Annotated in this window: 16 protein-coding genes; 5 read left to right on the top strand and 11 right to left on the bottom strand. The window is 66.6% G+C overall.

Annotation, left to right across the window (positions count from 1 at the left end; genetic code table 11):
- Positions 1-8: 8 nt before the first annotated feature.
- Both ACSC1R_RS06320 and ACSC1R_RS06315 read right to left on the bottom strand, forming a co-directional pair.
- Positions 9-380: a hypothetical protein gene (locus tag ACSC1R_RS06320; RefSeq protein ID WP_439028231.1), complete on the bottom strand. Its 372-nt coding sequence runs from the start codon at positions 378-380 to the stop codon at positions 9-11.
- A gap of 85 nt (positions 381-465) precedes the next feature.
- Positions 466-843, bottom strand: coding sequence for a hypothetical protein (locus ACSC1R_RS06315; RefSeq protein WP_439028230.1), 378 nt, complete (start codon positions 841-843; stop codon positions 466-468).
- Between the two features lie 85 nt (positions 844-928).
- On the opposite strand from ACSC1R_RS06315, the gene ACSC1R_RS06310 reads away from it, so the two are divergent.
- Both ACSC1R_RS06310 and ACSC1R_RS06305 read left to right on the top strand, forming a co-directional pair.
- Complete coding sequence (locus ACSC1R_RS06310; protein ID WP_439028229.1) at positions 929-1,525, top strand: DUF7474 family protein; 597 nt, start codon at positions 929-931, stop codon at positions 1,523-1,525.
- Positions 1,526-1,573: 48 nt separating this feature from the next.
- On the top strand, positions 1,574-1,948 hold the full coding sequence (locus ACSC1R_RS06305) for a hypothetical protein (protein ID WP_439028228.1): 375 nt from the start codon (positions 1,574-1,576) through the stop codon (positions 1,946-1,948).
- An 8-nt stretch (positions 1,949-1,956) separates the two neighbouring features.
- Here ACSC1R_RS06305 and ACSC1R_RS06300 read toward each other — a convergent pair whose 3' ends face one another.
- Positions 1,957-2,700, bottom strand: coding sequence for a DNA polymerase sliding clamp (locus ACSC1R_RS06300; RefSeq protein ID WP_439028227.1), 744 nt, complete (start codon positions 2,698-2,700; stop codon positions 1,957-1,959).
- A gap of 223 nt (positions 2,701-2,923) precedes the next feature.
- Here ACSC1R_RS06300 and ACSC1R_RS06295 point away from each other — a divergent pair, with 223 nt between their 5' ends.
- Complete coding sequence (locus ACSC1R_RS06295; protein ID WP_439028226.1) at positions 2,924-3,706, top strand: 23S rRNA (uridine(2552)-2'-O)-methyltransferase; 783 nt, start codon at positions 2,924-2,926, stop codon at positions 3,704-3,706.
- 96 nt (positions 3,707-3,802) lie between these two features.
- Here ACSC1R_RS06295 and ACSC1R_RS06290 read toward each other — a convergent pair whose 3' ends face one another.
- Positions 3,803-4,543 (bottom strand): TrmB family transcriptional regulator sugar-binding domain-containing protein, encoded by a 741-nt coding sequence (locus ACSC1R_RS06290; protein ID WP_439028225.1) that lies wholly within the window; start codon positions 4,541-4,543, stop codon positions 3,803-3,805.
- 76 nt (positions 4,544-4,619) lie between these two features.
- Here ACSC1R_RS06290 and ACSC1R_RS06285 point away from each other — a divergent pair, with 76 nt between their 5' ends.
- Complete coding sequence (locus ACSC1R_RS06285; protein ID WP_439028224.1) at positions 4,620-6,287, top strand: ATP-binding protein; 1,668 nt, start codon at positions 4,620-4,622, stop codon at positions 6,285-6,287.
- Between the two features lie 26 nt (positions 6,288-6,313).
- On the opposite strand, the gene ACSC1R_RS06280 is transcribed toward ACSC1R_RS06285, so the two are convergent.
- Positions 6,314-6,490, bottom strand: a complete 177-nt coding sequence (locus tag ACSC1R_RS06280; RefSeq protein ID WP_261649384.1) for a CopG family transcriptional regulator — start codon at positions 6,488-6,490, stop codon at positions 6,314-6,316.
- A gap of 120 nt (positions 6,491-6,610) precedes the next feature.
- Between ACSC1R_RS06280 and ACSC1R_RS06275 the strand changes: the two genes are divergently transcribed.
- Complete coding sequence (locus ACSC1R_RS06275; protein WP_439028223.1) at positions 6,611-7,366, top strand: HpcH/HpaI aldolase family protein; 756 nt, start codon at positions 6,611-6,613, stop codon at positions 7,364-7,366.
- Here ACSC1R_RS06275 and ACSC1R_RS06270 read toward each other — a convergent pair.
- From ACSC1R_RS06270 to ACSC1R_RS06245, 6 genes are all read right to left on the bottom strand, one after another.
- A complete protein-coding gene (locus ACSC1R_RS06270) occupies positions 7,363-8,154 on the bottom strand; it encodes an enoyl-CoA hydratase/isomerase family protein (protein ID WP_439028222.1) in 792 nt (263 codons plus the stop codon). The genes ACSC1R_RS06275 and ACSC1R_RS06270 overlap by 4 nt on opposite strands.
- On the bottom strand, positions 8,147-10,333 hold the full coding sequence (locus ACSC1R_RS06265; protein WP_439028221.1) for an acetate--CoA ligase family protein: 2,187 nt from the start codon (positions 10,331-10,333) through the stop codon (positions 8,147-8,149). The genes ACSC1R_RS06270 and ACSC1R_RS06265 overlap by 8 nt, the downstream gene beginning before the upstream one ends.
- Position 10,334: 1 nt before the next feature.
- Positions 10,335-11,135 (bottom strand): enoyl-CoA hydratase/isomerase family protein, encoded by an 801-nt coding sequence (locus tag ACSC1R_RS06260; RefSeq protein ID WP_439028220.1) that lies wholly within the window; start codon positions 11,133-11,135, stop codon positions 10,335-10,337.
- A 127-nt stretch (positions 11,136-11,262) separates the two neighbouring features.
- Positions 11,263-12,138 (bottom strand): ABC transporter permease, encoded by an 876-nt coding sequence (locus ACSC1R_RS06255; protein WP_439028219.1) that lies wholly within the window; start codon positions 12,136-12,138, stop codon positions 11,263-11,265.
- A gap of 1 nt (position 12,139) precedes the next feature.
- A complete protein-coding gene (locus ACSC1R_RS06250) occupies positions 12,140-13,057 on the bottom strand; it encodes an ABC transporter permease (protein ID WP_439028218.1) in 918 nt (305 codons plus the stop codon).
- Between the two features lie 21 nt (positions 13,058-13,078).
- Positions 13,079-14,221, bottom strand: coding sequence for an ABC transporter substrate-binding protein (locus ACSC1R_RS06245; protein WP_439028217.1), 1,143 nt, complete (start codon positions 14,219-14,221; stop codon positions 13,079-13,081).
- Between the last annotated feature and the right edge of the window lie 122 nt (positions 14,222-14,343).

The raw sequence follows: 14,343 nt of genomic DNA, 5'->3' as shown, positions 1-14,343 counted from the left end.
GCGACGAATCACGCTCCGACGACGACGCTGTTCGGCTCACTGGCGACCGAGACAGCGGCGAGGAACAGCGCGAGCGCCCCGACCACGAGCGCTCCGGCCGGACCGAAGGCGTCCGCGGGTGACCCGGTCACTGCGGCCAGGAACGGGTTCACGAACATGGCGGTGCCGGCGCTGACCAGCGCGAGGAACAGGAGTCGTGCGGGGTCGAACCGCCGCGACTCGACGCCGATGAGCGCCAGTGAGACCGCCGCGACGACGAAGAGTGCGACCGGGATACCGACCGCCGGATGGGCGCTCAGGTCGCGCCCGACCGCGAGCGTCAGCCAGACGGGTGCCAGAAACAGGGTACTCCCGAGCGGGAGGAACACACGTCGGCGCATACGTTCGGAACACCGGTAGGAAGCATAAGCAACATGTGAGTTATGTTGACACGTTTCGACTGGGTGACCAGTCTATCGGCGGAACTCACCCGCCGAAGTCGAACTCGAAGGCACCGGTGTCGGTCCCGATAGCGTACGCGAAGTAGCCGAAACAGATGGCCATCAGCAGGGAGAACAGGGCGAACGGTTCCGGGAGGGTCAGGCCGCCGGAGACGAGGGTGTCGGCCACGTTCGCGAGTGTCGCCAGCGCGACCAGAAGGTACGACCCCGCCAGTTGCCACCGTCGGTCGAGTGGCCCACGGTCGGACCCGGCGAGGACGAACCCGACGCCAGCCAGCAGGGTACAGCCGATCCAGACCGCAGTCGAGACGCCCCAGAGCGACTCCAACCCGAACACCGCGAGGAAGCCAGTCGGGACCAGCAACAGGAGGACACCGAGGTAGCGGAAGTGACGGACGTGCATCTATTCTAGCTGTCATCTCTCGGGAGGAAATAAACCCATCGACGAACCAGTAGGCTCTTTGTTTCCCCTCCCACTCTCTCGACCAGTGGCGCGTCACTTCGAGTATCCCTGTCCGGACTGTCGGAGCACGAACGACCTGCACGACCCGGACTGCGAGTTCGCCGGCGTCGAGTGGCACGACGTCGAGAAGGCCTACGCGGACCTTCTGGCCGTCCTCTCGGGCGGCGTCACCGGCGAGGACGAACTCCGCGACGCCGTCGACGAGTTCGCGCAGTGGGACCGACTCCACCACGGGGCCCTGCGGTACCTGCGCAACGTCCAGCGCGTCGAGGAGCGCCGGGAGCGTCTGGAACTGCTGGACCCGGACGAGTACCGCGAGCGGCTCACCAGACCGCAGTACGAGCCCCTCCAGACCATCTACGAGAAAGGCTCGGTGCCGGGCTGTCACGACAACAGCGTGTTCGCGATGGTCGCCTACTACGAGATGGTGGGCCTGACCTGGGAGGAGACACGCGAGCAGGTGCTGGAGTGGCTCGACGAATCCGGCACCTGGCGACGCGGCGGCTTCGCCGAGGAGACGCCCGAAGACCTCGTCGACTCGAAACGGCACGTCTTCGAGGCGGGCTACGGCTGGAAGCAGGCAGCGCGGGAGGCGAAAGCGGTCATCGACCGGAGTCTCTGAACCACCCGACAGCGAACGTTTTTTACAGCCGTTTCCCAACCGACACGTATGACAGCGACCGAGTCCTCAACCGACCGGTACGCCCCCGTCCTCGCGAACGTCCGCCGCTACGGCTGGCCGGTCGTCGTGAGCGTCCTCCCCATCCTCGCCTACTTCGCGCTCGTCGGTGACTGGCCCGTCGTGCTCGCACTCGGCGCGACGTTCCTCGCCGCCGGGCACGCCTTCGTCGCCGGGGTCGCCCTCGGCGGGGGCGACACCGAGGTCGCACTGCTCACCGGCGCGATTGCGGCGGCCATCGTCGGCGGCCTCGCCATCCTCCCGGAGTGGTCACTGTCGCCAGCACTGCTGTTCGCGGTCGGGAGTCTGGTGTGTCCGGTCGCCGCCGCGCTCGGCTACGCGGCGTGGGAAACGAGTGAGACGTAAAGAGAGGTTCAGTCGCTCTGGATGCGCGGTGCGAGCACGAACAGGACCGTCCCCTGGCCCTCGGCGATGTCGAAGTAGAGCTTGACCGGGAACTCCTCGCCGAGTTCGAGCGTGACCTCGGCGTCTTTCGGGATGGCCTTGTCCATGTCTTTGAGGTAGTCCAGACTGAACAGGGAGTGGGCCTCGCCCGCCTGCAGGTCGATGAGGTCCGTCTCGTCGAGTTCGAGGTGGACGTCGTCGGTGTCGCCCTCCGCGTCGACGTAGAACAGGCCGGCGTCGGCATCGACGCCCAGTGCGATGTGGTCAGAGACCATGTCCGCGGCCTTGACGGCGCGGTTGATGTCTTTGCCTTCGATCTTGACCGCCGCGGGGAGGTCGAGGTCCGGGATGTCCGGTTCCTTGCGGATGGAGTCCGGGTCGATGAGTGCGAGCGTGTACTCCAGCCCGTCTATCTGGATGTGGAGCTTGCGCGTCTCCTCGTCGAGTTCGAGTTCGACCAGCTGGCCCGAGTCCGCCATGCCCGCGATGTCTTCGAGTCGCGAGAGGTTGACGCCGATGATGCCGCCGTCTGCCTCGTAGGACTCGAACGCGCTGGCGGAGAGCCGCAGGTCGACCATCCCGACGTTCGCCGGGTCCACGGCACGAATCTCCAGCCCGTCGTCGTTCAGGTGGATCTTGCACTCGTCCACCAGGACGCTCACGGAGTCGAGCGTCGTCTTGAGCGTCTCCGCGCTCACGATGGCCTTGAACATGTTGAGTCAGGGTACGAAATCGGGCCCTAAAAAGACACCCTTTCACCCGCGTGTGTGCGTGGGCGAGGGAGTCAGCGACATCGTTCCAGTCCACCGGCCCCGGTCCCCGTCGCTTCTACTCCAGGCGCGCTACGAGAACCACCGCGTGAACCGCTCCCAGAGCGCTACGAACACGATGCGACACCCCTAACCGACTCGGCCCGATACTCCTCTACAATCGACTATGGCGCGCAAGGACCAATGGTACAACAGGGCGAAACAGCAGGGCTACCGGACGCGAGCGTCCTTCAAGCTCAAACAGCTCGACCAGCGCGAGGGCCTGTTCGGCCCCGGTAACACGGTGGTCGACCTGGGCGCGGCCCCGGGCGGCTGGATCCAGGTCGCCGCCGAGGAGGTCGGCGAGGGCGGGAAGGTCATCGGCGTGGACTTCCAGCGCATCAAGGGCTTCGGCGACGAGTACGACGCCGAGATAGAGACCATCAAGGGCGACATGACCGAAGAGAAGACCAAAAAGCGAGTGAAAGAACTCGCCGGCGGCGAGGTCGACGTGGTCATCTCCGACATGGCACCGAACATGACTGGCGAGTACAACCTCGACCACGCCCGCTCCGTCTACCTCGCCCGGCAGGCGTTCGAGACCGCACTGGACGTGCTCGACACCGGCGGCGACTTCGCCGTGAAGGTGTTCCAGGGCCCGGATGTCGACGACCTCCGGAAAGACATGGAGGAGGAGTTCCAGTACGTCCGCACGACGACGCCGAAGGCGTCGCGTGACGAGTCCTCCGAGACGTACCTCATCGCCAAGCACCGCCTGACTGCGCCGGTCCGCGAGGGCGACGTGCTCACCGTCACCATCGAGGACGTGGGCAGCGAGGGCGACGGCATCGCGAAGGTCGAAGGGTACACGCTGTTCGTCGAGGGTGTCGAGACGGGCGACACGCTCGACATCGAGGTGACGGGGCTGAAGCCGCGCTTTGGCTTCGCGAAACCGGTCGACGAGGAGTAACGAAGAACCTCGAAATGCGAGCGGCGAAGCCGCGAGCAGCAGGGAGATTCGAGCGAAGTGAGAATCTCCAGTCCAGAACGGGGAGCGAAGAGTAGCTCACTCCCGCCGCGTGAGTTTGACCTCGTTCGCGCCGTAGTCCTCGAAGAACGCGCCCTCATCGCCGACGCTCACCCGGCCGAACGGCGACGAGAGGATGAGGCTGTTCTCCAGCGGGAACGAGGCCGTGATGGGCGAAACGATGCTCTGTCTGGCGTTGATTACCTGTCCGGATAGCGTTCGCTGCTCGCCGGTCTCGGATTCGACCGCTTCCACGGTAGCCGTGAGTGCCCGGCCATCTCGGAGATGCAGCGCCGCCGTACAGGCGGCGTGGCGGAGGCTCACGAAGGTCCGCGGCAGTGGCTCCGGGTCGGCGGTGTACAGGTCCTCGGCCACGGGCCAGAAGTTCCCGAAGCACGCGCTGAACGCGAGGCCCTCGAAGAACTGGTCGGCGAGGAAGACGGTCCGCAGAGCCTTGTCCGTGGTGAGCGCCCCGGGCCCGGCGACCATCGACGCCTCGCCGTCGAACGCGGCGATGCTCAGACCACCGTCGGCGATGTCCCAGCGGCGGGCGACGCTCGTCGTCCGCGCCAGTGTAGCCGGCGTGAGTTGCTCTCCGCCGGCGAACAGCACCGCCACGAGCACGCCACGCTCGCGGGCGGCCGCGAGTTCGTCTTCGAGGTACTCGACGACGGTTGCTGGCACGAGCAAGACCACCTCGCGGTCGGCCGCGGCGACGTGGTCGGCGAGTCTGTCGAGCGCCGCCTCGCGGCCGTGCTCGACGGTGACCATCCCCTCCATACCCCGGAAGAGGCGGGCGACCAAATAAAACACGTGGGCCGAACGCTTTTACCGGCCCCTCGCATCGAGGTGGGTAATGAAGTCGGACGCCATCGACGTGCTGGTGGTAGACCGACTGGAGTCCGCAGCCGAGACCGTCCGCCACATCGAGGACCAGACGGACGAGATGCGTCTTCGCCTCTCCAGCGACGTCTCCGACGCCAGAGGGGTCGTCGAGACCGGCGACATCGACTGCGTCGTGAGCAACTTCGAGATACCCCGCCCGGACGGCATCGAGTTCGTCGGGGCATTCGAACTCCTCGAGACCGTCCGCGAGGTCGACGGCGACCTCCCGTTCGTCCTGTTCACCGACGTGGGGAACGAGGCCATCGCCGAGACAGCAATCGCCCGCGGGGTCACCGAATACGTGCCCCGGACCGCCGCCGAACAGTCCTACCAGCGCCTCATCGACCGCATCGAGCGCGCCGTCGAGTACCGGCGAGCCGACCGTCGCGCCGAGCGGCAGGCTCGCATCAACGAGGTCATCCGGGACGTGAACCAGTCGCTCGTCCGCGCGGCCGACCGGAGCGAGATAGAGACGACGGTGTGCGCCCAGCTGGCCGGCGACCGGGGCTACTCGTTCGCCTGGTGGGGGACACCGGGCACCGGGACGCTCACGACCGCCGCGGTGGTCTGTGACGGCGACGAACGCGACGCGATGCCGGCCGATGCGACACCGCTCCCGGCCGCACTCGACGGCGACAGCGTTGCCGTCGCGAGCGGTGTCGCGGCCTGCGACGACTGGGCGTCGATGACCAGCGAGACACCACAGGCGGTCGCCGCGGTCCCCATCACCTACCAGGGGACGACCTACGGCGTCGTCGTCCTCGGCTCGACGGCCTCTGACGGGCTCGACGAGACCGAGCGCACCGTCCTCGCCGAGCTGGGCGACACCATCGCGTACGCCATCAACGCGACCGAGACACGTGCCGCCTTGCGCCGCCAGAACGAGCGTCTCGACACGTTCGCGAGCATCGTGAGCCACGACCTTCGCAACCCACTCGGGGTCGCACAGGCCTACCTCGGCGAACTCGAGGGAGACGACGAGGCAGTCGACGAGAACGCGGTGGAAGCCATCGACGAGTCCCTGGACCGGATGGAAGAACTCGTCGAGGACGTGCTCCAGCTCGCCCGCGAGGGGCGGGACGCCTACGAGACCGTCGTCGTCGACCTCGGGGCCGCCGCCGACCGGGCGTGGAGCAGCGTCGAGACACAGGACGCGACGTTACGGGTCGGGGACCACTGTGGCTACCTGCTCGCCGACGAATCCCGCCTCGCACAGCTACTGGAGAACCTGTTCCGAAACGCCATCGAGCACGGCTCGACAGGCCACCAGAACCAGTCTGGTGACGCCGTGGAACATGCCGTTCCACGAGCCTCCAGCGAGGCCGAAGACGCTATCGAGCACGGCTCGACAGGCCACCAGAACCAGTCTGGTGACGCCGTAGGACACGGCGGGTCGGACGTGACCGTCACCGTCGGCCGCTGTGGGGAGGACGGGTTCTTCGTCGCGGACGACGGCGACGGCATCCCCGAAGACGAGCGCGAGCAGGTGCTCGAATCCGGCTACTCCGGGTCCGACGGAACCGGACTCGGGCTCGCTATCGTCTCGCAGGTCGCCGAGGGCCACGGCTGGACGGTCGACATCACGGACAGCGCGTCCGGTGGTGCTCGTTTCACGTTCACCGGCGTCGACCGGCCGTAGCGTGCCTCGATGCGGGATAGAACCGGCTACGAGTCGTCGTCGAGTCGGTCGTGGCGGGCGTCTATCTCGTCGAGGATGTCGAGGTTCTTCCGGATCGACGACCGGATGGCGTCGCTCCGGTTCACGAACTTCCCGTCGTCGCCGACGTGGTCGTCGAGGTCGTCGAGGAGTTCCTGCGGAATCTCGACGCTTATCTTGGGCATACTCGGAGAATACCGACAGAAGCGTATAAGCGATATGCCTGCGGCCTGTCCGCGACCAGTCACGACGCCTCGCCACCACCGCCCCCGACCGTTTTGTCCAGTCGGACCGACAGGTCGTCCATGACGAACGCGACGGTAGCTACGCTGGCCGCTGGTGAGTCGGCGCTCGGTGCCTGGGTCGAGTCGGCGAGTCCCCGACTGGCCGAGGCGCTGTCGACCACCCGCCTCGACTGGCTCGGCATCGATATGGAGCACACACCGGTTGGCCCCGGCGAGGTCGAATCGCTCGTCCGCGCCATCGAACCCGACGCGACCCCCATCGTTCGACTCCCCTCGGTCGAGTACGCGACGGCCCGGGGCGGGAAACTCGCGCTCGACGCCGGGGCGGGCGGGGTCATCGTCCCGCGCGTCGAGTCCGCGGCCGATGCCGAGGCGGCAGTCCGGGCCGTGACGTTCCCGCCCGACGGCGACCGCGGCGTCGCCGGGAGCGTCCGGGCGAACGGGTTCGGCGACCGGTTCGACGAGCACGTCGAGTCGGCCGACGACGAGACGCTGGTGGTCGTCCAGCTGGAGACCGCGGCGGGCGTCGAGAACGCCCACGACATCGTCTCGGTGCCGGGCGTCGACGTGGCGTTCGTCGGCGAAAACGACCTGTCGGCGTCGTACGGGACGCCCGGAGAGAAGGACCGAGACGCGGTGCAAGACGGTGTCGAGACGGTCCGTCGCGCTGCCATGGCGACCGAAATCCACGCGGGGGTCGCCGCCCGCGACCGGGCGGCGCTGGCCCGGCGCGAGGAGGAGGGCTTCCGGTTCTTCCTGCTCGGGGGCGACTGCTCGCTCGCGAGAGCGGGGGTGGCCGCCAGATTCGGGGACTAGCGCCCCTCGAACTCCGGCTCGCGGTCCTCCTGGAACGCCGCGACCGCCTCCTCGTGGTCCCGCGTCTGCGAGCAGATGCGCTGGGCCCGGGTCGCGTGGGAGAAGGCCGTCTCCAGGTCGACGTCGTGGCTCTCGTTGACGAGTCGTTTGCTCTGTGAGAGCGCGACTGGCGGCTGCTCGGCGAGTTCTTCGGCGAACGACACCGCGGCCTCGCGAAGCTCGTCTGCGGGCTCGCACGACCGGGCCAGCCCCCACTCGACGATGTCCTCGCCGGTGAGCGTCTTCCCGGTGAAGATGAGTTCTTTCGCGCGTTCCTCGCCGACCAGCCGCGGCAGGAGGTACGCCCCGCCGTCGCCGGGCACGAACCCGACGTCGATGAACGTCTCACCCATCGTGGCCTCGGCCGAGACCATCCGGAAGTCACAGGCGAGCGCCGTGTCGCAGCCGGCCCCGAGGGCGTACCCGTTCACCGCGGCGACGACCGGGACCGACAGCGAGCGGATGGTCCGGACCACGTCCTGGAACAGGCCAAGACCGCGCTCGTAGTCCGCGAAGTCCATCTCCGGAGTCAGGGGCATGTCGGTCAAATCGACACCGGCGCAGAACGCCCGGTCGCCCGCGCCGGTCAGCACGATGGCACGAACCGACGGCTCGTCGGCGACTCGTTCGAGTTCCTCCACGAGTCCAGTCAGCAACGGCTCGTCGTAGGCGTTCATCGCGTCCGGCCGGTCGAGGAAGACGGTCGCGACGTGCTCGGTCGGACGTTCGACCAGGACCGCGTCAGTCATCGTCGGATTCCTCCGTAGCCGCGACGGGGGGCTCGCCCGAGTCGGTGCTGCCTGCCGGCAGGACCGTCATCGCCGCGTCGAGGGCCTCCACGTCGCTTCCGCTCGCGAGCACCGGGTTGAGGTCGAGTTCCGCGACGCGCGGGTTCGCCTCGACGAACTCCGACACCGCGACGAGCAGGTCGACCAGTGCCTCGCGGTCGACTGGCTCCGTGCCCCGCGCCCCGTCGAGCAGTTCCTGGGCGTCGAGGGCCGCGAGCATGTCGCGGGCGTCGGCCCGCGTCAGGGGAAGTGCCCGGAACGCCACGTCCTCCAGCACCTCCACGAACACGCCGCCGACACCGACCATGGCGACGTGGCCGAACTGGTCGTCATCGACCACGCCGACGACGAGTTCGACGCCGTCCTCGCGCATCGGCGAGACGAGCACGCCCTCGACCGTCGCGTCGGGGTCGTGGGACTGGGCGGCCCCAACGAGGTCGCGGTACGTCTCGGCCGGAGCCTCGGTCACGTCGAGTGCCACGCCGTCGACGTCGGACTTGTGGACGATGTCCGGCGAGACGATCTTCATCGCCACCGGGCCGTCGAAGCGGTCGGCCGCGGCGGTCGCCTCCTCGGCACCGGTCGCGAGTTCGGCGGGTGTGAGGGGAACGTCGTGTCGCGAGAGTGCCTCGCGAGCGTCGTACTCCGAGAGGTCGCCACTCCGGCCGCCCACGACTGCCCCGAGAACCGTGTCGTCAGCAGCACCGGGTTCGAGGCGGAAGTCGGACTTGCGGTCGGCCCGCGCGCAGTGCTCCCCGTAGGTCGCGAGCGCGGCGATGGTCCGGGTGGCGACTTCCAGCGACTCCTGGACGGGGATACCCGCCTCGCGCAGGACTGCGTGGGCCTCGGGGTCGGCACTCTCGTAGGCGCTCTGGACCACGATAGGGAGGTCGTGCTCCTCGACCAGTCCCGCGATGTCGTGGGCTGTGTCGAGTTCCGGTTCGGTCAGGGCCTCGGAGAACCGGATACCGTAGCCGCCGAACAGCCCCGACAGCAACAGCGTGTCGACGTTCGGGTCGGCCGCGATGGCGGCCGCGCAGTCGTAGAAGACGGTCGGGTCGTCGTCGGTGCCGCCGGCCACGTCGACCGGGTTGACGACGCTCGCCGCGTCCGGCAGGACCTCGCGCAGTCGGTCCTGCGTCTCCACGGTGAGGTCCGGGACCGAGAGGCCCTGCTCGGCGAGCGCGTCGGCCGCGAGGGTCGCGTGCCCGCCGCCGTCCGCGAGGATGGCGACGTTCTCGCCGTCGGCGGCGGGGAGCGACCCCAGCGCCCCGGCCGTCGGCAGCAGTTCGTCGGCGCGTTCGACGCTGACGACGCCGGCCTGCTCGAAGACGGCCTCGGCGACCGCGACGTCGCCGGCCATCGAGCCGGTGTGCGAACTGGTCGACTGCTTACCGACTGCCGAGCGGCCGCCTTTCAGCGCCACGATGGGCGTGTCCGGGACGACCTCGCGGGCCCGCTGGAGGAACGCCCGGCCGTCGCTCATCCCCTCGACGTAGAGGGTGATGGCGTCGGTTCGCTCGTCTTCGGCGTAGAACGGGAGGTACTCGTCGAACCGCAGGTCGGACTCGTTGCCGACGCCGACGTAGTGGCTGAACCCGAGGCCGGGGACGCCCATCGCCTCCATGAACAGCGCGATGGCGAGGTTCCCGCTCTGGCAGAGCAGCGCGATGTCGCCCGCGGGGACGTTCTCCGCGCCGACGAGGTTCAGCCCCTCGTGGAGGTTTATCATCCCCGACGTGTTCGGCCCGATGAGCCGCACGTCGTGCTCGCGGGCGAGGTCGACGATGCGCCGTTCGAGTTCTTCTCCCTCGTCGTCGGTCTCGCCGAAGCCGACCGCGACGACGACTGCCCCCGCGAGGTCGGTGTCGGCGCAGTCCTCCAGGACGCTCGGGACGATGGGAGCCGGGACCACGACGAGCGCGAGGTCGACGGGTTCCGGGATGTCGGAGACGGCCTCGTAGACGGTGCGGCCCCGTATCTCGTCCTCGCTCGGGTTGACGGGGTAGATGTCGCCCTCGTAGCCACCCTCCTCCAGGGTGACGATGGCCTGGTGGCCGCGCTTTTCGGGGTCGGCGGAGGCACCGACGATGGCGACCGAGTCCGGGTCGAGGATGCGCTCGAGCCGTTCGTCCGCCACGTCACTCACCTCGGAAGACCGGCGCTCGGTCCTCGGCGAACGCGTCGACCCCCTCCTGCCAGTCGTCGGTCTCCATGCAGGCCAGCAGGGCGTCGGCCTCCGCGGTCAGCAGGTGGTCGCGGTCGGGTTCGCGCCGGAACTGTTCTTTCGCGTACTGCATCGGGATGGGCGCGTGACTGGCGAGGGTGTCGGTGAGGTCGTCGACCGCGTCGTCGAGGTCCGCTGGCGGGACGGCCTCGGTCACCAGCCCCATCTCGGCGGCCTCGGTTCCCTCGACGGCCGCCGCGGTCAGGACGAGTTCACGCGCCTTCGCCCGCCCGACGCGTTCGGGGAGCGTGTACGTGACGCCGCCGCCGACGTAGGTCCCGATGGACACCTCGGGAAAGCGCATCTCGGCGTCCTCGGCCATCACGATACAGTCCGCGCTCAACGCCAGTTCCGCCCCCGCGCCGATGGCGTATCCCTGGACCTTCACGACGACGGGCGCGGGATGCGTCTGGACCGCCCGACAGGTCTCCTGGGCGGTCTGGACGTACTCGCGCTTCTCGGCGGCCGTTCGCTCGGCCTCGTCGTGCCCCTTCATGTCGGCACCGACGCAGAAGGCGCGACCCTCACCTTCGAGGACGACGACCCTGGCATCGTCGTCCGCGGCGGTTTCGAGGGCTGCCTGTACGCCGTCGTACAACGGTCTGGTGACGGCGTTCAGGCTGTCGGGGCGCGACAACGTGATACGAGCGACGTCGTCCGCACCGTCGTACTCGTAGGCGACGGGTGCGTTCTGCAGTGATTCGGTAGCAGGCATCACTCGGTTGTGTGTAACACGAACTAATCACTAAAAGATAGTGAGAAACATGAAATTTTGGACTGTGTATAAGATATTATGTATTATATACAGGAGGGTTTGGAAATTCTCCAAACGCTACCGGCAGCTACTCGCTCTCGGTCCCGGCGACGTACTCGGTGACGTTCCCCAGGTTCATCGCGACCGCGAGGACGATACCGATGACGAGCACGATGAACGACGAGATGGCGTTCATCTTCGGGGCCGCCCCGAACTTTATCATCCCGAACATCGTGGTCGTCAGGACGTCCATCACGCCCTTGACGAAGTGTGCGCGGATGAAGTCCTCGAACGACCGAATCCACGCGAACAGGAACCCGGCGCCGATGGCCGGCGCGATGACCGGGAAGGTCACGTCCCTGAACACCGTCAGGGGGTCCGCGCCGAGGTCACGGGCCGCCTCCTCCAGCGACTCGTCGAAGGTGTACATCCGTGCCGTCACGATGAGCAACACGAACGGGAAGCCGTACACCGAGTGGGTCAACACCAGCGTCAGGAACCCCGGTGAGATGCCGAGCAGCGTCTGGAAGTAGATGAGCAACGCGATGCCAAGGACCACGCCTGGGATGACCATCGGCAGGATGCCAATCGTGCGGTACACCTCCTTGTACGGGAAGTCGTACCGGGCGAGGCCGAAACTCGCGAGCACGCCGAGGACGGTCGCGATGACCGCCGAGAACGTCGCGATCTGGACGCTCGTGAACAACGAACTCATCAGCGCCTCGTCGGCGAACGTGGCGGCGTAGTGGTCGAGCGTGAACCCGCGGAACGGGAAGAAGGTGCTCGAGTTCTCCATGAACGAGAGGATGACCATCACCCCGAGCGGGATCCACAGGAACACGAGCAACGCCCCCGCGAGGACGCGGAAACCGCTGCTCAACAGTCGCTCGCGCAGTTCGTGGCCGACCAGCCCCGACGACGTCTCGGTGCCAGTGTCGGTGTCGGTTCGTGTCTCGGTCGCCATCTTACACACCTCCGATGTCTTCGATGCTGACGTACCGGAACGCCACGGCGAACGCGACGACGATGGAGACGACGATGAACATCGACGCCGCACTGCCGTAGTCGATAGCGTACAGCGAGTTGATTCGTTCTTCGATGAGCTGGCCGATCATGAGCACCTTCCCCTGTCCGAGGAAGCGTGGCGTGATGAACGCGCCCAGTGCGGGCACGAACACGAACAGGCTCCCGCTGATGATGCCGGGCAGGGTCAGCGGGATGATGACGTCTTTGACCACGGCGGCCCGGCTCGCACCGAGGTCGCGTGCGGCCTCTATCAGGGTGAAGTCGATGCCGTCCAGGCTGGCGTACAGCGACAGCAGCATGTACGGGAAGTACGCGTGGACCAGCCCGACGACGATGGCGACCTTCCCGAAGTTGAACAGCGCCACCGGGCCATCGACGATGCCGAGTGTCTGTAGCGTCGCGTTTATCACCCCGTTCGGCCCGAACATCAGGAACCACGAGTACGCCCGGACGAGGTACATCGTGAAGAACGGCAACAGCACGAGGAAGATGACGATCTTGAACGTCCGCCCGTCGGCCTGTGCGAGGAAGTACGCCAGCGGGAACGCCAGCACGAGACACAGGATGGTCGTCACCAGGGCGATCTCGTACGACAGGACGAGCGACTTGTAGAACGACGACTCCCAGAACGGGCCACTGCCGCTGAACAGCGTGGTGTAGTTCTGGAGCGTCGGTTCCCAGATTATCTGGTAGGCGTCGTTGACCTGCAGGAAGCTGACGGTCACCATGAACGTGATGGGTGCCAGCAGGAGCAACACCAGCCAGAGGCTGCTCGGCAGGAGCGCCAGCTGGAGCTGGCGTGTTCGCCCGCTGAACGCCGCCACCAGTCGCTTCCGCTTCGTCTGCTCGTTTGACATAAATATGTTCCTCGTTCGGCCCTAGGCCGTCTTCACGTCCTCCCAGGCCGTGACCCACTTCTCCTCGTTCTCGACCGCCTTGAACGGGATGAACCCGTCGAGACGGCCGGGGTCGACCTTGCCGAACATGTCGTTCTGTTCGCTGGAGAGGTGCTCTTGCGTGTTCGGGTTACAGCTGGGCGAGTAGCCCACCTTGGCAAGTTCGGCACCGGTCTTCGCGCCGATGTACTCGTTGACGACCTTCCAGGCCATCTCCTTGTTGTCGGACTTCGCGGAGACGCCCGCGCCCTCGAACCACGCGAGCGAGCCCTCCTTGGGGACGTACAGGTCGGGCCAGTCGTCGCCGTTGGCCCACATCTCGACGATCTCGTTACGCCCCGAGAGCCCGATGGTGTGGTTACCCTGGCGGAAGGACTTGATGTACGTCGGGTCCGCGGCGATGTACCCCTGGAGCAGGGGCTTTTGCTCGATGAGTTTCTCTTTGACCTTCTCGATCTGTTTGTCCGAGAGACTCACCTTCGCGCCCTCGAAGGCGTCCGTGTACCCGAGCGAGAGCGCGGCGGCGCTCATCGACTTGAAGTGGTTGTCGTACATGATGATGTCTCCCTTGTTGTCCTCGCTGAACAACTCGGAGTAACTCTTCTCCGGGTCGCTTATCTCGCGGGTGTCGTAGGAGACGCCGTACCAGCCGAACCGGATGGGGACGCCGTAGATGTCGCCCCCGTCGGCGAACTGCGTGTTGGCGAACTCCTTGAACTTCCCGTACAGGTTATCGAAGTTCGGGACCGCGTCCTTCTGGAGCGGTGCCAACAGCCCCGCTTGCTGCAGTTTGGGGATGTAGTTGTTGTTCGGGATGACGACGTCGTACTGGGAGTCCTGCCCCGAGTTGAACGCCGAGAACATCTTCGCCGAGGACGTCCCGATGGTGTACTCCACCGTGATGTCGAGTTTGTCCTCGATCTGCTCTTTGAAGTCCTTGTACTCCTCCCAGGTGTAGATGTTGATGGTCGTCGTCCCGCCACCGCCGGTCAGACCACCGACACACCCTGCGAGGCCGAGCATCGACGCCGCGCTCGCTGCACCCGCACTTTTCAGGAACGTACGCCGTCTGGTCGGTGTCGATTCCATCTCACCCTCGTGATGGTCTTTGCTACCGCGTGGCATATATTGGAGAACAGACTGAAAGCTATTAAAACTTCACCAACCTAAGCAGTTTATTTCACCACTGTCCCGGACTTTACACCCCGAAATCAGCCGGGTTTCCAAATGTCTCCCCGAGATTTATT

The sequence above is a fragment of the Haloarchaeobius ordinarius genome, from assembly GCF_051801355.1.
In the GTDB taxonomy this organism is placed as follows: domain Archaea; phylum Halobacteriota; class Halobacteria; order Halobacteriales; family Natrialbaceae; genus Haloarchaeobius.
This window is presented reverse-complemented; position numbering and strand designations above follow the sequence as displayed.